At 60.4% G+C, this 18,150-nt stretch carries 11 protein-coding genes and 3 tRNA genes; 3 read left to right on the top strand and 11 right to left on the bottom strand.

What is annotated here, in order from left to right:
* Positions 1-96 precede the first annotated feature (96 nt).
* A complete protein-coding gene (locus tag GCM43_RS22680; protein WP_226929619.1) occupies positions 97-1,017 on the top strand; it encodes an AraC family transcriptional regulator in 921 nt (306 codons plus the stop codon).
* Here the strand turns inward: GCM43_RS22680 and GCM43_RS22675 are convergent.
* Positions 999-4,592: a hydantoinase B/oxoprolinase family protein gene (locus tag GCM43_RS22675; RefSeq protein WP_152248165.1), complete on the bottom strand. Its 3,594-nt coding sequence runs from the start codon at positions 4,590-4,592 to the stop codon at positions 999-1,001. The genes GCM43_RS22680 and GCM43_RS22675 overlap by 19 nt on opposite strands.
* Before the next feature lie 134 nt (positions 4,593-4,726).
* On the opposite strand from GCM43_RS22675, the gene GCM43_RS22670 reads away from it, so the two are divergent.
* On the top strand, positions 4,727-6,286 hold the full coding sequence (locus GCM43_RS22670; RefSeq protein WP_152248164.1) for an NAD(P)H-hydrate dehydratase: 1,560 nt from the start codon (positions 4,727-4,729) through the stop codon (positions 6,284-6,286).
* 97 nt (positions 6,287-6,383) lie between these two features.
* On the opposite strand, the gene GCM43_RS22665 is transcribed toward GCM43_RS22670, so the two are convergent.
* Positions 6,384-7,136: an ABC transporter ATP-binding protein gene (locus GCM43_RS22665; protein WP_413770981.1), complete on the bottom strand. Its 753-nt coding sequence runs from the start codon at positions 7,134-7,136 to the stop codon at positions 6,384-6,386.
* Between GCM43_RS22665 and GCM43_RS22660 the strand changes: the two genes are divergently transcribed.
* Positions 7,135-7,812, top strand: coding sequence for an arylesterase (locus GCM43_RS22660; protein WP_152248163.1), 678 nt, complete (start codon positions 7,135-7,137; stop codon positions 7,810-7,812). The genes GCM43_RS22665 and GCM43_RS22660 overlap by 2 nt on opposite strands.
* Positions 7,813-7,905: 93 nt before the next feature.
* Here the strand turns inward: GCM43_RS22660 and GCM43_RS22655 are convergent, their stop codons facing one another.
* From GCM43_RS22655 to GCM43_RS22615, 9 genes are all read right to left on the bottom strand, one after another.
* Complete coding sequence (locus tag GCM43_RS22655) at positions 7,906-9,780, bottom strand: SurA N-terminal domain-containing protein (protein WP_461653584.1); 1,875 nt, start codon at positions 9,778-9,780, stop codon at positions 7,906-7,908.
* 435 nt (positions 9,781-10,215) lie between these two features.
* Positions 10,216-10,292: transfer RNA gene (locus tag GCM43_RS22650), tRNA-Asp, on the bottom strand.
* 17 nt (positions 10,293-10,309) lie between these two features.
* Positions 10,310-10,386: transfer RNA gene (locus GCM43_RS22645), tRNA-Asp, on the bottom strand.
* Positions 10,387-10,471: 85 nt separating this feature from the next.
* Entirely contained in the window at positions 10,472-10,744 is a 273-nt protein-coding gene (locus GCM43_RS22640) for an HU family DNA-binding protein (protein ID WP_152248161.1), read from the bottom strand.
* A 199-nt stretch (positions 10,745-10,943) separates the two neighbouring features.
* On the bottom strand, positions 10,944-13,355 hold the full coding sequence (gene lon / locus GCM43_RS22635; RefSeq protein WP_152248160.1) for an endopeptidase La: 2,412 nt from the start codon (positions 13,353-13,355) through the stop codon (positions 10,944-10,946).
* Positions 13,356-13,635: 280 nt separating this feature from the next.
* Positions 13,636-14,904 carry an ATP-dependent Clp protease ATP-binding subunit ClpX gene (clpX, locus tag GCM43_RS22630; RefSeq protein WP_152248159.1) on the bottom strand — a complete coding sequence of 423 codons (1,269 nt, stop codon included), beginning with the start codon at positions 14,902-14,904 and terminating at the stop codon, positions 13,636-13,638.
* A 180-nt stretch (positions 14,905-15,084) separates the two neighbouring features.
* Positions 15,085-15,702: an ATP-dependent Clp endopeptidase proteolytic subunit ClpP gene (gene clpP / locus GCM43_RS22625; RefSeq protein ID WP_413770980.1), complete on the bottom strand. Its 618-nt coding sequence runs from the start codon at positions 15,700-15,702 to the stop codon at positions 15,085-15,087.
* 83 nt (positions 15,703-15,785) lie between these two features.
* Positions 15,786-17,126, bottom strand: coding sequence for a trigger factor (gene tig, locus GCM43_RS22620; protein ID WP_152248157.1), 1,341 nt, complete (start codon positions 17,124-17,126; stop codon positions 15,786-15,788).
* A 657-nt stretch (positions 17,127-17,783) separates the two neighbouring features.
* Positions 17,784-17,866: transfer RNA gene (locus GCM43_RS22615), tRNA-Leu, on the bottom strand.
* Between the last annotated feature and the right edge of the window lie 284 nt (positions 17,867-18,150).

Here is an 18,150-nt window from a genome sequence, read left to right as displayed (position 1 = left end):
ATGCCTGCTGCGCGTTACCGCGATCCTGCAAGAACTTTGCACGATCCTCCAGATGTGATTAAGATCACGCACTAAGATCACGCACTACACCAGCCCATGATTGCCTTCCAGATGCCTGCTCCCCTGCCCCAAGACGAAATCGCCACCCTGATCGGCCGCCACGCCACCGCCAACGGCGACTACCTGACTGCCATCGACGGCCTGAGCCTGCATCGCCAGTCGGCGCCGACCGCGTCGCTGTTCCATGCGGCCCGCCCCAGTGTCGCCATCATCGCCCAGGGCGGCAAGCAGGTCACGCTGGGCAGCGACACCTTTCATTACGGGCGCATGCAGTATCTGCTGACGTCAGTCGATCTGCCGGTGCAGGTACGCGTGGTCGAGGCCAGCGAAGCCGAGCCGCACCTGTGCGTGGTGCTGGCCATCGACAGCGCCGATGTGGCCGCGCTGGTCACGGCGGACGATGCCGCCGGCCAGACGCCGCTGACGGTGCCGACCACGCGCGGCATATCGGTCAGCGACGTGGCGCCGGAGCTGCTCGACGCCATGCTGCGCTTGCTGCGCCTGCTCGATGCGCCACAGGAAATTGCCGTACTGGCGCCTTTGATCCGGCGCGAGCTGACGTTTCGCCTGCTCAACGGCCCAGTCGGCGCGCGGCTGCGCCATATGGCGCTGGCCAGCAGCCAGTCACACCAGGTCAGCCAGGCCATCGACTGGATCAGGCTGAACTACAGTGAGCCGCTGCGCATCGAGCACCTGGCAGGCCTGGCAAGCATGAGCATGTCGTCCTTGCATCACCACTTCAAGGCGATCACCGCCATGACGCCGATGCAGTACCAGAAGCTGCTGCGGCTGCAGGAAGCGCGCCGGCTGATGCTGGTTGAAAAAATCGACGCCGGCACCGCCGGCTACCGCGTCGGCTACGCCAGCGAGTCGCAGTTCAGCCGCGAATACAGCCGGCAGTTTGGCAATGCGCCGCGCAGGGATGTGAAGGGCTGGAGTCAGACCGGTTCAGCCTGACCCCACCCTCCCCCGCCCGGCGTTTCAATCACAAACACATCGCCTGGCTGCATCTCTATCTTGCCAATATGCGCCAGCTGCTCCACGCTGCCATCCACGCGCTCAACGATATTGCGACCCAATGCGCCTGGCGCGCCACCTGCCATGCCGAAGGGTGGCACGATGCGGTTATTGGACAAAATGGCGGCCGTCATCGCCTCCAGAAAACGCATACGGCGCACGCCGCCATTTCCGCCATGCCAGCGCCCTGCTCCGCCTGAGCCGTGGCGTATTGCATAGCTGTCCAGGCGCACCGGGAAGCGCCATTCGAGTACTTCCGGGTCCGTCAGACGCGAATTGGTCATATTGGTCTGCACCACGTCGCAGCCGTCAAAACCGTCGCCAGCGCCCGAGCCGCCGGAAATGGTTTCGTAATACTGGTGGCGCGCATTGCCAAAGGTGAAGTTGTTCATGGTGCCCTGCGAGGCAGCCATCGCCCCGAGCGCGCCATACAGCGCGTTGGTAATGCAGGTTGAGGTTTCCACATTGCCCGATACCACGGCGGCCGGATAGCGCGGGCTCAGCATCGAGGCCGGCGGGATAATCACCGTCAACGGCTTCATGCAGCCGGCGTTCAGCGGTATTTCATCATCGACCAGCGTGCGAAACACATACAGCACCGCCGCCATGCAGATGGCCGACGGCGCATTGAAGTTATTGGGCAGCTGGCCTGAGGTACCGGTAAAATCGATGGTGGCGCTGCGCGCGGCGGCGTCGACGCGCAGACTGACGGCAATCTGCGCGCCATTATCAAACGCCAGCACATACTGGCCATCGCGCAGTAGCGCGATCACGCGGCGCACCGCTTCTTCGGCATTGTCCTGCACATGGCCCATATACGCCCTGACCACCGCCAGACCATAATGGGCGACCATTTTATGCAGCTCTTCGGCGCCTTTGCGGTTGGCCGCCACCTGTGCGCGCAGGTCGGCCAGGTTCTGCTGAGGATTGCGGGCAGGCCACGGCCCTTGCGTAAGCAAGGCCAGCGTCGCGGCTTCACGCAACTGGCCAGTGTCGCCGTCGACCAGCTTGAAATTGTCGATCAATACGCCTTCCTGTTCGATGCTGGTTGAATCGGGCGGCATCGACCCTGGCGTGACGCCGCCGATATCGGCATGGTGGCCGCGCGAGCCGACATAGAACAGGATGGTCTTGCCCGTTGTATCGAACACCGGCGAAATGACCGTCACATCGGGCAGATGGGTGCCGCCATGATAAGGGTCGTTGAGCATAAACACGTCGCCGGGGCGCATGGCGCCGGCGTTGCGCGTCATGACGGTGCGGATGCTCTCTCCCATCGAACCCAGATGTACCGGCATATGCGGTGCGTTGGCAATCAGATTGCCATCGGCGTCAAAGATGGCACAGCTGAAGTCGAGCCGCTCCTTGATATTGACCGAGTGCGCCGTATTTTGCAGGCGCAGCCCCATCTGCTCGGCAATCGACATGAACAGATTGTTGAACAGTTCAAGCATCACCGGATTGACGTCTGTGCCGATGGCTTGTTGTCGCGTCACGGCGGCTACGCGGCGCAGCACCAGGTGGCCCTGGTCCGTCACGCCGGCGCGCCAGCCCGGCTCGATCACGGTGGTGGCATTGGCGTCGCTGATGATGGCCGGACCGTCGACGGCGTCGCCCAGCTGCAACTGGGCCGCGCCATACAGTGCGCTGCGGCGCCACTGGCCGGCGCAGTACATGTCGACCGTTTCCAGAGGCGTCAAAGCGCCAGTGCGCGCGCCAGGCACAGGCGGCGCCATGTCGGGCGCATCGGAAGCGCCCAGCGCTTCGACCGAAATGGCTTCGACGATCAGCGCCCGAGCCGGCATCAGGAAGGAAAAGCGCTGTTTGTAAGCCGCTTCAAACTGCGCCTGCATGGATTCTGGCGTATCGCGCATGACCAGCAGCGCGGTGTCGGTGCCTTCGTAGCGCAGATGCACGCGCTGCAGTACCGTGATGCGTTCGGGCGCCACGTCCTGGCGCAGCAGTTCATCGCGCGCCTGCGCGTCGAGTTCCGTGAACGCTGGCTGCAGGTCGGCCCCCAGCGCCGCTTCGATGGCGCGCTCGCGCATCGCGCCCTGGTCGGCCAGGCCCATGCCGTACGCCGACATCACGCCGGCCAGGCGGTGGATAAACACCGTTTCCATGCCCAGCGCATCGGCCACCAGGCAGGCATGCTGGCCGCCGGCGCCGCCAAAGCTGGTCAGCGCATACTGCGTCACATCGTGGCCGCGCTGCACCGAGATCTGCTTGATGGCGTTGGCCATATTGGCGACCGCAATGGCCAGATAATCTTCGGCCACCTGCTCGGCGGTGGTGGCGTTGCCCTGCTCGCTGACGGTGCGCGCCAGCGCCTCGAACCGGGCACGCACGCCGTCCACGTCAAGCGGCAGGTCGGCATTGGGGCCGAACAATCTGGGAAAATGCGCCGGCTGCAGCTTGCCCAGCAGGACGTTGCAGTCGGTGACGGCCAGCGGGCCGCCGCGCCGGTAGCTGGCCGGACCGGGATCGGCGCCGGCGCTATCCGGCCCCACGCGGTAGCGCGCGCCATCGAAATGCAGGATCGAGCCGCCGCCTGCCGCCACCGTATGGATGCTCATCATCGGCGCGCGCATGCGCACGCCAGCGACCTGCGTTTCAAATACGCGCTCGAACTGGCCCGCATAATGCGACACATCGGTGGAGGTGCCGCCCATGTCAAAGCCGATCACCTTGTCAAAACCGGCCAGCGCGCTGGCGCGCACCATGCCAACAATGCCGCCTGCCGGCCCCGATAAAATGCTGTCCTTGCCCTGGAACGCGCGAGCGTCCGTCAGAGCGCCATTCGATTGCATGAACTGCAGCGGCACGCCCGGCAGCTCGGCGGCCAGCTGATCGACATATCGGCGCAGCACGGGCGACAGATAGGCGTCGGCTACCGTGGTGTCGCCGCGCGCCACCAGCTTCATCATCGGGCTGGCCTGGTGCGATACCGACACCTGCGTGTAGCCGAGCTCCCGCGCCAGCTGCGCGACTTGTTGCTCGTGGTCCGGATAGCGGTAGCCATGCATGCAGACGATGGCAATCGCGCGATAGCCACGCGCGTAGGCCTGCGCCAGCGCGGTGCGGGCGGAGGCCTCGTCAAGCGGCGTGATGACGTCACCGTGCGCGCCGACGCGCTCATCAAGCTCGATCAAGTCGCCATACAGCAGTTCGGGCAGCACGATCCGGCGTGCAAACAGCTGCGGGCGGTTCTGGTAGGCGATGCGCAGCGCGTCGCCAAAACCGCGCGTAATAGCCAGCACGGTCGGCTCGCCCTTGCGCTCGAGCAGGGCATTGGTCGCGACCGTGGTACCCATCTTGATGGCGCCGATCCGGGCGACCGGCAGCGGCTGGTCCGGCGCCAGCGCCATCAACTCGCGCATGCCGGCCAGCGCCGCGTCGCGGTATTGGCCGGGGCTTTCCGACAGCAGCTTGTGGGTGGCCAGGCTGCCATCAGGGCGGCGCGCCACGATATCGGTAAATGTGCCGCCGCGGTCTATCCAGAATTGCCAGTCCATCGCTGCCCTCCGTGATTCGATGCGAACCATTGTAGCGTGAGCGCCCGTGATTTAAGCGATCCTTCAGCGTGGCACCCTTGCCATGGCGGCGGATCGCGCTTAAGGTCAGAATAAATTGACTACAGGAATTTCTCATGACCTTGCTCGACTCCGCCAATATCGCCAGCCCGCTCTACAGCATTGCCGAACTGCGCGCCATCGAACAGGCTGCAAGCCAGACGCTGCCGCAAGGCACCCTGATGCAGCGCGCCGGCCAGGCAGCCGCCAGCCACGCCCTGAAAATCCTGCACGGCCTGGAGAGCGGCGCCGGCGGCCATATGCGCGTGCTGGTGCTGGCCGGCCCCGGCGACAATGGCGGCGACGCCCTGGAAGCGGCGGCGCACCTGGCCGGCAGCGGCATCGAGGTGCTGGTGTGGCAGGCGCCGGAAGCGCGCGCCACCTCACCCGAACGTGAGCAGGCATTGAGCCGCGCCCGCAACAGCGCGGCGCGCCTGATCACGGCCGATGCCGGCAGTGCCTCGGCGCTGGCCGCAGTACATGCAGCGCCGTGGAATCTGGTGATCGACGGCCTGTTCGGCATCGGCGCGGCGCGCCCGCTGGCAGGTGAATGCCGCGAAGTGGCGCTGCATGTCAATCAGCTTGCCTGCCCGGTGCTGGCGCTCGATGTACCGAGCGGGCTGCAGGCCGATACCGGCGTGGTCGATGGGGTGGCCATTCGCGCCAGCCATACCCTGACCTTTATCGGCGACAAACCGGGCCTGCATACGGGCGACGGACGCGACTATGCCGGTGAGGTGGACATCGCCGGCCTGGCCATCGACCCGCTGCTGCTGGCACCGGCGAACGCCCAACTCAATGGCCTGCACCTGTTTGCGCGCCACCTGCGCACGCGCCGCCATAACAGCCACAAGGGCAGCTACGGCAGCCTGGCCGTGATCGGCGGCGCACAAGGCATGGCCGGCGCGCCAATTCTGGCCGCCCGCACCGCCCTGCACGCGGGCGCAGGACGTGTGACGATTGCCTTTCCGGGCCCGCCGCCGGCGTTTGACAGCGGCCAGCCCGAGCTGATGTGCCGCCGCGCCGATGGCGTCGACTTGTCGGGCCTGCACTTTTCAGCGCTGGTGGCAGGTCCCGGCCTGGGCGGCTCCATCGACAATGCCGACACGGTCGAACTGCTGCAGCGCGCGCTCGACAGCGACAGCCCGCTGGTGCTCGACGCTGACGCCCTGAACCTGATGGCGGCCGAGCCGGAACTGCAGTCGGCGCTGGCCTTGCGCGCAGGCGTCACCATATTGACGCCGCACCCGCTGGAAGCGGCGCGCCTGCTCGACCTGACCACGGCTGAAGTCCAGGCTGACCGGCTGGCAGCGGCACGCCAGCTGGCAGCGCAATTGAATGTGATCGTGGTGTTGAAAGGCTCGGGCACCGTGATTGCCGCACCCGACGGCGCGGTGGTGATCAATACCAGCGGCGGCCCGGCACTGGCTACCGCCGGCACCGGCGACGTGCTGGCCGGCCTGTGCGGCAGCCTGCTGGCGCAGGGCTGGAACGAATGGGACGCCGCCCTCGGCGCAGTCTGGCTGCACGGCGCCGCTGCCGACGCGCTGGTGGCTTCAGGTGCCGGACCGATCGGCCTGACAGCGAGCGAACTGATACCGGCATTGCGCAAGCTGATCAATGCGCTGGCGGGGTGATAACGTTGGATTAATCCGACAACATTGTTGGCGTCCCGGGTGTTGTCGGATTACGGCCCCTTCGGGGCCTAATCCGACCTACGTCCTTTTCAGGGAATCAAACCACGCGCCCGGCTGCAATCGTGATAGTGCGTCCGCAACGCGCGGCAATCGAGGTGTCGTGCGTGACCAGCACCAGCGTCGAGCCGCGTTCGCGGTTCAGCTCGAACATCAGCTGGATTACCGCTTCGCCGGTGGCGGCGTCCAGGCTGCCGGTCGGCTCGTCGGCGAACAGCAGCGGCGGTTCGGTGACAAAGGCGCGCGCCAGCGCTACGCGCTGCTGCTCGCCGCCGGACAGGTATTTCGGATAGTGCTTGAGGCGGCTGCCCAGGTTGACGCGGCCCAGCATGGCCTCGGCCTTTTCTTTGGCCTGCGGGTCGCCGCGCAGCTCGAGCGGCAGCATCACGTTTTCCAGCGCCGTCAGATGCGCCAGCAGTTGGAAGGACTGGAACACAAAGCCCAGCTTTTCCTTGCGAAAACCGGCGCGGCCGTCTTCGTCGAGCGCGAAGATATCGGTGCCGTCCAGCATGACCTTGCCTTCGCTCGGCGTATCGAGACCCGCCAGCAAGCCCAGCAAGGTGGACTTGCCGGAACCGGAGGCGCCCACGATGGCCAGCGTCTCGGCAGTTTGCACGGTAAAATCAATCCGGTGCAGGATGGTCAGCTCACCATCGGCATCAGGAACACGCTTGGCCAGGCCCACCACTTCGATGGCGCTCTGGCTGTTACGACTCTGGTTTGCGGCAGCATGTACGGTAGCGGCTGCGGATGGGAGGAAACTGGTGGAAGTCGCTTTAGGGAATTCGGGCATGCTGATCTATCTTAAAAAATTTCGTGAACAAACCATGGCTGCCGGACGCCGGCGTACCCTGTCGCTTTTGCCGGTAGCGGCACTGCTGATGGCCGCTGGCATGACAAACGCTTATTCTGCACCAAAAACGCTGCTGGTGCTCGGTGACAGCCTCTCTGCCGAGTACGGCATTGCACGCGGCGCAGGCTGGGTGGCCTTGATGGAACAGCGGCTGCAGGCGCAGAAGAACGACACGCGCATCGTCAACGCCAGCATCAGCGGCGAGACCACCAGCGGTGGACGCGCACGCCTGCCCAAGCTGCTGGAGAAAAACAAGCCGGACGTGGTGCTGATCGAACTGGGCGCCAACGACGGCCTGCGCGGCCTGCCGGTGGCCGCCGCCGAAGCGAACCTGCGCGCCATGGGCGAGGCGGCCCGCCAGTCGGGCGCCAAGGTGGTGCTGGTGGGCATGCGCATGCCGCCCAACTACGGCCGCGACTACGCCGAAAAATTCTATGGCGTCTATGGCAAGCTGGCAAAAGAATGGAAAGCACCGCTGGTGCCATTCATGTTCGAAGGCATCGCCGACCAGCCCAAGCTGTTCCAGGCCGACCGATTGCATCCGACAGCCGAAGCGCATCCGACGATATTGAAAAATATCTGGCCGCAGGTGGCGCCTTTATTGGGGGCGAAATGATGCTTAACCAGTCCGGTGAATGACAGCGTAGGTTCTTTCAGACAAAAAAAATAGCCGCTCGAAAGCGGCTATTTTTATGCGTGAAGCTAAAGCTTACGGCGCTTCAGTCACCGGTGCCGCGCTTGTTACCGGACGCACAATCTTGACCTTGGCCTTGTTTTTCAGGTACTCGACGTAATCAAACATTTCCTGTTGCGCCAGGATATTGTTGATCTGGTCTTTCTCCTGCTGGCGGCGCGCTTCGTCCACCTGGGCTGGCTGCTGCACCTTGGCGATACGGTAGATGCCGTAGCCCAGCGCTGGCAGTTCCACGCCCACATAGGCTGGCAGCTTGCTGGTGTCGGCCTTCATGACCTGCACGATGGCGGCGCGGTTGATGCCGTCAAGCTTGCTGCGCGACACCCACTGCGCAGCGCCGAAACCGGTGGCGTCGCCCGACGCCTTCAGCGCGGCCAGTTTGGTCTCGCCTTCTTTTTTGGCCAGCTTGGCAGCCTCTTCCAGCGTCACGCGCTGGCGGATCATGGCGTCGACTTCAGCCAGCGGACGCTTCGATGCCGGCTTGAACTCCACCACGCGGCCCGAGACCAGCACATTGGGCGCCACCGTGACCGCTTCGGTATTGCGCTTTTCTTTCAGCGAGTCGTTCGAGAAGATCGCCGTCAGGAACTTGGCATTGTTGTACGGTGCATTGCCCAGTGCCGGTGATGGCGTGCGCGATACGTTGGCAACGGTTTCCACTTTCAGCTTGAGCTTGTCAGCGACTGGCTTGAGGCTGTCGGACTGCGTATACACCAAATCGGTGAACTGCTCGGCCATTTCGGAGAACTTCTTGGCAGCAAACTGCTTGCGCAAATCGGCCGTGATCTCGCCCTTGACTTCATCGAGCGTTTTCACATGCTCAGGCTTGACCGAGGTCACGGTCAGCACGTGGTAACCGTATTCCGATGGCACCACGTCGCTGATATCGCCCTGCTTGAGCGAGTAGATCGCGTCTTCCACCGGTTTTGGCATCGAGCCTTTGGCCACCACGTCCAGGTCACCACCAAGCTCGGCCGATGCCGGATCTTCCGATTTGGCCTTGGCCACGGCGGCGAAGCTGGCAGGGTTCTTGCGCACTTCCGCCAAGATGGCGTCAGCCTTGGCCTTGGCGGCAGCCTTGTCAGCAGCCGATGCGTCTTTCTTGACGGCGATCAGAATATGGCTGGCGCGGCGCGCTTCGGCGCTGGTGTAGGCTTTCTTGTTCTTGTCGTAGTAGGCAGCAACGTCAGCATCGGTCACATCAACCTGTTCGCCAGCCGCAGCTGCGTCGAGCACCGTGTACTCGATTTTTGCCTGCTCGGGGATTTCAAACAGCTTGCTGTTCTTGTCGTAGAAGGCCTTGACCATCTCGTCGGTCACTTTCACTTGCGGCACGAACTGGGCCACTGGCAGCAGCAGCTCCTGCACTTCGCGCTCTTGCGACGTGACGTCCGACAGGCGCTGGGCGACGCTGCCCGGCGTGAAGGCGCTGTTTTGCACGGCGCCGGCCAGTTGCTGCAGGGCCAGGTCGCTGCGGCGGCGCGCATCGTACATCTGCGGCGTCATGCCTTGGGCGGCCAGCATGGCCTTGTAGCGCTCGAGATCGAACTTGCCGTCCGGCAGGGTCAGGCCGGGGATTTCCAGCACTTCCTTCTGCAGCACCGCGTCGCTGATCGACAGCTTGGCGCGGCCCACTTCAGCAGCCACGGCGCGTTCGGCGATCAGGTTGTCGAGGATGCCTTTGCGCGCTTCCGGCGTATCAAACAATTTCTGGTCGAACTGCTCGCCCATCATCTGGCGGTAGCGATCGATCTGCTGGCGTTGCGCTTCTTCATATTGCTGTTGCGTGATGACCTGGTCGCCGACTTTGGCGATGGTGTTCGCGCCGTCGCCGAAGCTTTGATAGCCGCTGATACCGACCAGAGCAAATGACGGGACGATGATCAGCATCAGCAGAAACTGCATCAAGCGTCGATGGGTACGAATAAATTCAAACATGGGCAGCCAATTCGGATGAGTGGAACACTATAAAAAAAGGCGAACTTGCGTTCGCCTTGATTTCTTCGGCGGAATGGACGGGACAGATGTCCACTTCCCCTTTAGATTCAACAACTTGTCAATCAAACTCCAGCGCGTTTCCGCAGCACGAGCGATAACCTCCTGATTCTACAATGACCATAGCCCTATAGCAAGGGTAAATCAGGCGTGCTGCCCGCAGCAGGCAGCCTGCGACGCTGCTTGCGCTGTTTCGTTTCATTAAACAGTAGTACGCTTAAAAACGATTTAAATCAAAGCCGCCCGATATTCAAACCAGCCGTTCCAATAAACAGCAAGGGAAAAACAAAAAACCCGCACCACCTTTCGGCAATGCGGGTTTTTATATTCTGGCGGAGCGGACGGGACTCGAACCCGCGACCCCCGACGTGACAGGCCGGTATTCTAACCAACTGAACTACCACTCCTAAAGAGCGTATTTTTTTGGCGGAGCGGACGGGACTCGAACCCGCGACCTCCGACGTGACAGGCCGGCATTCTAACCAACTGAACTACCACTCCGAAAAATACACAGTACAACTCGCATTTGCGGCGCCCGAGAGCACCGCCAAATGTTTCCGGTGATTGTCACCTCACCGGAAGGACATTAGTTTACAGCATCCTTCAAAGCTTTACCAGCTTTAAATTTTGGCACTTTGGCCGCTTCGATGGTGATCGCTTCTTTGGTGCGTGGATTGCGGCCGGTGCGTTCTGCACGTTCGCTAACCGAGAAGGTACCGAAACCAACCAGGGTGACGCTGCCGTCGTTTTTCAGGGTTTCCGTCACGCCGCCGATAACAGCGTCGAGTGCGCGCGCAGCGGCGGCTTTGGAAATGTCGGCTGTTTCAGCAATGTGGTCGATCAATTCAGTCTTGTTCACTAGCATCCCCAATTACAAAGGTATAAAACGTTACCGCCTCTGGCAAAGCTTTTGGCACTACGGCGAGACGGCGAAAAATGTGCAGCCGTATTAAACAAGCCGCACTGTAGATGTGTCAAGCGCTTTGGGTCGCAATTCACGTTTCAATATAAAACAAGCGCTATAAAAGCGCTTGTTTTGGTTAAACCAGGTAAAAAACTTAGTGTTTTACTACCTCGCCAGACGCATCAGGTTTGGCCGCAGCCGCCGCTACCGGCTCGACTGCAGGCGTCTCGGACAGCGGCTCAGGCAGGCGCTCGAGGGCAATTTCCAGCACTTTATCGATCCAGCGCACCGGCACGATTTCGAGCTTGTTCTTGACGTTGTCCGGAATATCGGCCAGGTCTTTCACGTTCTGCTCGGGAATCAATACCGTCTTGATGCCGCCGCGATGGGCTGCCAGCAGCTTTTCTTTCAGGCCGCCGATCGGCAGCACTTCGCCGCGCAGCGTGATTTCGCCCGTCATCGCCACATCGGCGCGTACCGGAATGCCCGTGAAGACCGACACCATCGCCACCGTCATCGCCGCACCGGCCGAAGGACCGTCTTTCGGCGTTGCACCTTCCGGCACGTGGATATGGATATCGCTCTTTTCAAACACTTCCGGCTTGATGCCCAGGCGCGCCGACCGGCTGCGCACCACGGTGCGGGCGGCTTCAATCGACTCTTTCATGACGTCGCCCAAGGTGCCGGTACGGATCACGCCACCCTTGCCCGGCATGCTGACCGCCTCGATGGTCAGCAAGTCGCCGCCCACCTCGGTCCAAGCCAGACCGACCACCTGGCCAACCTGGTTTTCCTTTTCTGCCACGCCAAAGTCATAGCGGCGCACACCGAGGAACTTGTCGAGGTTCTTCGAGTTGACCAGCACCTTCTTGTCCGACTTTTTCAGCAGCAGCATCTTGACCACCTTGCGGCAGATCTTCGACACTTCGCGTTCCAGCGAACGCACGCCCGCTTCACGCGTGTAGTAGCGGATGATGTCGCGCAGGGCCGACTCGGCAACCTGGATTTCTTCCTCTTTCAGACCGTTGTTCTTGATCTGTTTCGGCAGCAGATAACGCTGGGCAATGCTGGTTTTCTCGTCTTCCGTGTAACCGGACAGGCGGATCACTTCCATGCGGTCGAGCAGCGCCGGCGGAATATTGTACGAGTTCGAGGTGGCCACGAACATCACGTCCGACAGGTCGAAATCGACTTCGATGTAATGGTCCGAGAACGTGTGGTTCTGTTCAGGGTCGAGCACCTCGAGCAGCGCCGACGACGGATCGCCACGGAAATCGGCGCCCATCTTGTCGATCTCGTCAAGCAGGAACAACGGATTGCGCACGCCCACTTTGGACAGCGACTGCAGCACCTTGCCCGGCATCGAGCCGATATAGGTACGGCGGTGACCGCGAATCTCGGCTTCGTCGCGCACGCCACCCAGCGCCATGCGCACGAACTTGCGGTTCGTGGCGCGGGCAATCGACTGGCCCAGCGAGGTTTTACCCACGCCCGGTGGCCCCACGAAGCACAGGATCGGCGCTTTGAGCTTGTCGACGCGCTGTTGTACTGCGAGGTATTCCAGGATGCGTTCCTTGACCTTGTCGAGGCCGTAGTGGTCGCCCTCGAGCACTTTCTCGGCGTTCGCCAGGTCGTTGTTAACCTTGGATTTTTTCTTCCACGGCAGGTTGACCAGCGTGTCGATATAGTTGCGCACGACGGTGGCTTCGGCCGACATCGGCGACATCAGCTTGAGCTTTTTCAGCTCGTTGGTGGCCTTGTCGAGCGCTTCTTTCGGCATTTTGGCCGAGGCAACCTTTTTCTCGAGCTCGTCGAGATCGGCGCCATCTTCGCCCTCGCCCAGCTCTTTCTGGATCGCCTTGACCTGTTCGTTCAGGTAGTACTCGCGCTGCGATTTTTCCATCTGGCGCTTGACGCGGCCGCGGATGCGTTTTTCCACCTGCAGGATATCGAGCTCGCCTTCGAGCTGGCCCAGCAGATGCTCGAGGCGCTTGGCCACGCTGAAAATTTCCAGGATCACCTGTTTTTGCTCGAGTTTGAGCGGCAGGTGCGCAGCAACCGTGTCGGCCAGGCGGCCGGCGTCGTCGATGCCCGACAGCGACGCCAGTATCTCGGGAGGGATTTTCTTGTTCAGTTTGACGTACTGGTCGAACTGCTGCACGATCGCGCGGCGCATCGCTTCGACTTCGGACTCGTCGCCCGGCTCGGATTCGAGCGGCGTCAGGTCGGCGATAAAGTGCGTCGGCGCATCGCTGATGTGATTGATACGGGCCCGCTGCGCACCTTCAACGAGCACCTTGACGGTGCCGTCGGGCAGCTTGAGCATTTGCAAAATATTGGCGACGCAGCCAATTTCATAGATATCCGAAGGGGATGGCTCGTCCTTCGCAGCTGCTTTTTGAGCGGCAAGCATAATGCTCTTGCCCTGCTCCATTGCAGCTTCCAGCGCCTTGATCGACTTTGGACGGCCAACAAACAGCGGTATCACCATATGCGGGAAGACGACGACATCGCGCAACGGCAATAACGGCAGTTGAGTTTGCTCAGTTAATTTGGAAGTTGTCATGGCGTACCTTATAGAAAGCGTGTTTACGATATAGGCGCTCGCTGCCCAAACTCAAGACCGGCGAGAATAAATAATTTTTGAGAAACAAACAACATGGCTTGTTTCACAAAACACGCCCGCATGACAGTCAGCAGGAATCAATATTAACGTCCAAGTTAAAAAAGCCACACGCAGCAAGTAGCCGCGAGTGGCTTTTCATTGAAACCTGCTATTGATTCAAATTGTACTGCCATGCTTTGCGGAATTCAAAATGCTTTTTCCGCTCAAACCATGGTCAATATCAATTTTCCCCGGAGGCCTTGGCAGTCTCTTGGTAAATCAACAAAGGCTTGGCGCCACTGGTAATGGTATTTTCGTCGATAACGACTTTCACCACATTTTGTTCGCTCGGCAATTCATACATCACGTCCAGCAAAGCGTGCTCCAGGATCGAACGCAGACCGCGCGCGCCGGTCTTGCGCGCCAGTGCCTTCTTGGCAATCGCGTGCAATGCGGCAGGACGAATTTCCAGCTCGGCGCCTTCCATGTCGAGCAGTTTGGCGTACTGTTTGATCAGTGCGTTTTTCGGCTCGACCAGGATCTGGATCAGCGCTTCTTCGGTCAGTTCGGCCAGGGTGGCAATCACCGGCAGGCGACCCACCAGCTCCGGAATCAGGCCGAACTTGACCAGGTCTTCCGGTTCGGCTTCGAGCAGCAACTCGCTGGCCGAGCGCTGCGACTTGCTCTTGATGCTGGCCGAGAAACCGATGCCGCTCTTTTCGGAGCGGTTCGAGATCACTTTCGACAGGCCGTCAAACGCACCGCCGCAGATAAACATGATGTTGGTGGTGTCGATCTGCACGAAGTCCTGGTTCGGATGCTTGCGCCCGCCTTGTGGCGGTACCGACGCCATGGTGCCTTCGATCAGCTTCAACAGCGCCTGCTGCACGCCTTCACCCGAGACATCACGGGTAATCGACGGATTGTCGGACTTGCGCGAAATCTTGTCGATCTCATCGATATAGACGATGCCGCGCTGGGCTTTTTCCACATCGTAGTTGCAGCTTTGCAGCAGCTTCTGGATGATGTTTTCCACGTCCTCGCCCACATAACCGGCTTCGGTCAGGGTGGTCGCATCGGCAATCACGAACGGCACGTTGAGCATGCGCGCCAGCGTCTGCGCCAGCAGCGTCTTGCCCGAACCGGTAGGACCGACCAGCAAGATGTTGCTCTTGGCCAGTTCGATATCGTCCTTCTTGCCCAGGTGCTTGAGGCGTTTGTAATGGTTGTACACCGCTACCGACAGGATGCGCTTGGCAGTCTGCTGGCCGATCACGTACTGATCGAGCATGGTGGCGATTTCCTGCGGCGTTGGCAGGTCGGACTTGGTGCCGGTCACCGTTTCGATGCTCGACGTTTCATCACGGATGATGTCATTGCACAGGTCGATACACTCGTCGCAGATAAACACGGACGGGCCGGCGATGAGTTTCTTCACCTCGTGCTGGCTTTTGCCGCAGAACGAGCAATACAGTAATTTTTCGCCGCTAGAGGATTTTTTGTCTGACATAAGGCATTTTGGTTGGAACTGCATTAACAATATTGCAAAGCTGCTGGCCAGGCGAAGACGCTGCACAGGGCCAGGAAAACACTCCACAAGCACCATGCTACCCGAAATAAAAGCGAAACGCCCGAACGTTTGAGCGCCCGGGCGTTTACTTAGCTACCTTGCAATACCGGTCGGGGCATATCAAGCGCGGCTGGTCAACACTTTATCGATCAGGCCGTACTCAACAGCCTCATCGGCGGACATGAAACGGTCGCGGTCGGTATCCTTGGCGATCTGTTCGATCGACTGGCCCGTGCGATCGGCCATGATGCCGTTCAGACGCGTGCGCAGGTACAGGATTTCCTTGGCCTGGATCTCGATATCGGACGCCATGCCTTGCGAACCACCGGACGGCTGGTGAATCATGATGCGCGAGTTCGGCAGCGAGAAACGTTTGCCCTTGGCGCCGGCGGCCAGCAGGAACGCGCCCATCGAGGCGGCCATGCCGGTACACAGCGTCGAGACGTCCGGCTTGATGAACTGCATGGTGTCATAGATGGCCATGCCGGCCGAAACCGAGCCGCCTGGCGAATTAATGTACAGCGAGATTTCCTTTTCAGGATTTTCGCTTTCCAGGAACAGCAGCTGGGCGACCACCAGGTTGGCCATCTGGTCATTGACCGGGCCGACCATGAAAATCAGACGCTCCTTGAGCAGGCGCGAGTAAATATCATACGAGCGCTCGCCGCGACCGCTCTGTTCCACCACCATCGGCACCAGGCCGAGCATTTCTGTGTCCAGCGCTGGATTACGGTACATACCTGTCATTTCATTTCCTTGTGAAGCAGTTAGGCGATGCCGCCGCCAGCATGATCAGCGGGCGGCGGCAGGCAGAAACTGGTTTACGCTTGTGCGTTGCTTCCCATCAGTTCATCGAAAGCAACTGCTTTCGAGGTCACTTTCGACAGGCCCAGCACGTAAGTGACGACGTTTTCTTCCAATACAAGGGCTTCGATCTCGCCCAGACGACGACGGTCGCTGTAGTAGTACTTCAGCACTTCGCGTGGATCTTCGTAGCTTTGTGCGAAGTCTTCGATCTGTGCCTTGACTTGTTCTGGCGTCGCTTGCAGGTTGTTGTCACCCACCAGTTGCGACAGGATCAGGCCGAGGCGTACGCGACGCTCGGCTTTTTCTGCAAACAGTTCGGCCGGGAAAGGCACGTCCTTGACGTTCATGCCGCGCTGCGCCATGTCCTGGCGGGTCATTTCAGCCAGGCGGTCCGAATCTTGCGCGATCAGCGTTTTTGGCACGTCCAGTTCAGCGATCTTGACCAGCGCGTCCATCACGGCTTCCTTGTTGCGGGCCTTGACGCGACCGGCAACTTCACGTTGCAGGTTTACTTTGATGTCTTCGCGCATTTTGGCCAGGTCGCCGTCGGCTACGCCCAGCGATTTGGCAAATTCAGCATCGACTTCCGGCAGGTGCGCCCATTCCAGCTTTTGCAGGGTGATGGTGAATTCGGCGGTTTTACCGGCCACATCCTTGCCATGGTAGTCTTCTGGGAATGCCAGTGGGAAAGTCTTCGACTCGCCAACTTTCAGGCCCTGGGTTGCTGCTTCGAATTCTGGCAGCATGCGGCCTTCGCCCAGCACGAAAGCGTAGCCTTCGGCTTTGCCGCCGTCGAACTCAACGCCGTCGATCGAACCGACGAAGTCGACCGTCACGCGGTCGCCGTTGGCAGCAACTGGCTCGCCGCCGTCGCCATGTTCGCCAGCTTCGCCCTTGACGTGGAAGTGCACGCGCTGCTTGCGCAGGATGTCGATGGTTTTGTCGATTTCGGCTTCCGACACTTCGGCTTGCACGGTTTCGATTTCAACGTTGGCCAGGTCGCCAATGACGACTTCCGGATACACTTCGAAGGTGGCGTCGAAAGCCAGCTGGCCTTCTGCTGCTTCTTCTTTCGGCACGATGTTCGGGAAACCGGCAACGCGCAGGTTGTTTTCGTTGGCGGCGTCGTTGAAAGCGCGGCCGACTTTGTCGTTCAGCACATCCGATTCAATTTGATAGCCGTATTGTGCGGCAACCATTTTCAACGGCACTTTACCAGGACGGAAGCCTGGTGCCTTGGCCGTACGGGCTTGCACTTTCAGGCGCTTCTCGACTTCCGTGCGCACGTCCGTGACCGGGAAGGAGATGGTGATACGACGTTCGAGTTTGCCCAAGGTTTCGACTGCAGTTGCCATGTAAAAAATCGTCCAAAAAATAAGATACTGTTGTTGCGAGAAAAGAAGACCCGCCCCTTTGCACCGGCACCGGCGCAAGACATGGGCCAGCTTGCCTCGCTCGCATATTCATCTGCCACAAAACGAAACCAGGATCATGGACCTGGTCTACCCGGCACAACCTCGCCAGGCACCAAACAATCCGCTGCTTTCATGCTGCAACAGGGCTCCGACCGCTCAGCCTGGCGTTCGTACGCAGGGCTGAATCTGATTCGGTAAAGCGTGGCATTATAACAAAGGCCCCTGGAAAAGTGGCTGGCTTTAAGGCCTGCGACAGAGGCCGCCAGCACCAGCGCACGAATCGCTACTGCTTGTTTGCATTCTGTCTCACTGTTATTCAAGGCTGTTGTATTGGCGCCAGAAGCGGGCTATCAAACCGAGGCCGTCAAGCCAGGGCTTGCAGCGCGCTTCCTCTATTAGTATATGTCATCTGCAGCCGCGTCCCAAACAAAGAAATGCGGGTTTGACCATGTTTTCAGGCAAAAAACGCAGTTTTTTACGTGTTTCGGCGTGGTTTGATGAAAAACAGCGGGAAAAGCGGACGGCACGGCCAGTGTAGCCGTCAGGAAGATGCTGCAAGTTGAACTTTTTGAACCATTACAGGCGAGACTGCCTGCATGGTGCGGATGGGGAGACTCGAACTCCCAAGCCGAAGCACTGGCTTCTAAGACCAGCGTGTCTACCAATTCCACCACATCCGCATACTTTTGCCGAAGCGCCCTGATTCTAGCAACTCGGGAGCATTCTGGCTACCCTGTCACAGGGCTGCTCGAACAAAGGCGGCATTCTACTGGATTTCCCAGAGGAATGCGGCCTTTTTTCGGGGCGTGTCGTCAGCTGTGTCGGATTACGCCCTTTGGGCTAATCCGACCTTGTATTATTCCTCTCATGCGGTTGATGGTGTTGCGAACAACATTAACCGCTGTCAAAATTCTTGGTAGGCATATCAAGACCGGGTAACTGGATGCTGTATCCGCCCTTAGGC

It is taken from the genome of Janthinobacterium aquaticum, assembly GCF_009208565.1.
Lineage (GTDB): Bacteria > Pseudomonadota > Gammaproteobacteria > Burkholderiales > Burkholderiaceae_D > Janthinobacterium.
The sequence above is the reverse complement of the archived record's forward strand: the minus strand, read 5'-3'. Positions and strand labels throughout refer to the sequence as shown.

What these genes read in the sequence shown, in the direction of transcription:
- tig (WP_152248157.1), bottom strand. Translation starts at nt 17,126, where the DNA reads ATGGCAACTGCAGTCGAAACCTTGGGCAAACTCGAACGTCGTATCACC.
- GCM43_RS22670 (WP_152248164.1), top strand. Translation starts at nt 4,727, where the DNA reads ATGACCTTGCTCGACTCCGCCAATATCGCCAGCCCGCTCTACAGCATT.
- clpP (WP_413770980.1), bottom strand. Translation starts at nt 15,702, where the DNA reads ATGTACCGTAATCCAGCGCTGGACACAGAAATGCTCGGCCTGGTGCCG.
- GCM43_RS22660 (WP_152248163.1), top strand. Translation starts at nt 7,135, where the DNA reads ATGCTGATCTATCTTAAAAAATTTCGTGAACAAACCATGGCTGCCGGA.
- GCM43_RS22680 (WP_226929619.1), top strand. Translation starts at nt 97, where the DNA reads ATGATTGCCTTCCAGATGCCTGCTCCCCTGCCCCAAGACGAAATCGCC.
- GCM43_RS22655 (WP_461653584.1), bottom strand. Translation starts at nt 9,780, where the DNA reads ATGCTGATCATCGTCCCGTCATTTGCTCTGGTCGGTATCAGCGGCTAT.
- lon (WP_152248160.1), bottom strand. Translation starts at nt 13,355, where the DNA reads ATGACAACTTCCAAATTAACTGAGCAAACTCAACTGCCGTTATTGCCG.
- GCM43_RS22675 (WP_152248165.1), bottom strand. Translation starts at nt 4,592, where the DNA reads ATGGACTGGCAATTCTGGATAGACCGCGGCGGCACATTTACCGATATC.
- GCM43_RS22665 (WP_413770981.1), bottom strand. Translation starts at nt 7,136, where the DNA reads ATGCCCGAATTCCCTAAAGCGACTTCCACCAGTTTCCTCCCATCCGCA.
- clpX (WP_152248159.1), bottom strand. Translation starts at nt 14,904, where the DNA reads ATGTCAGACAAAAAATCCTCTAGCGGCGAAAAATTACTGTATTGCTCG.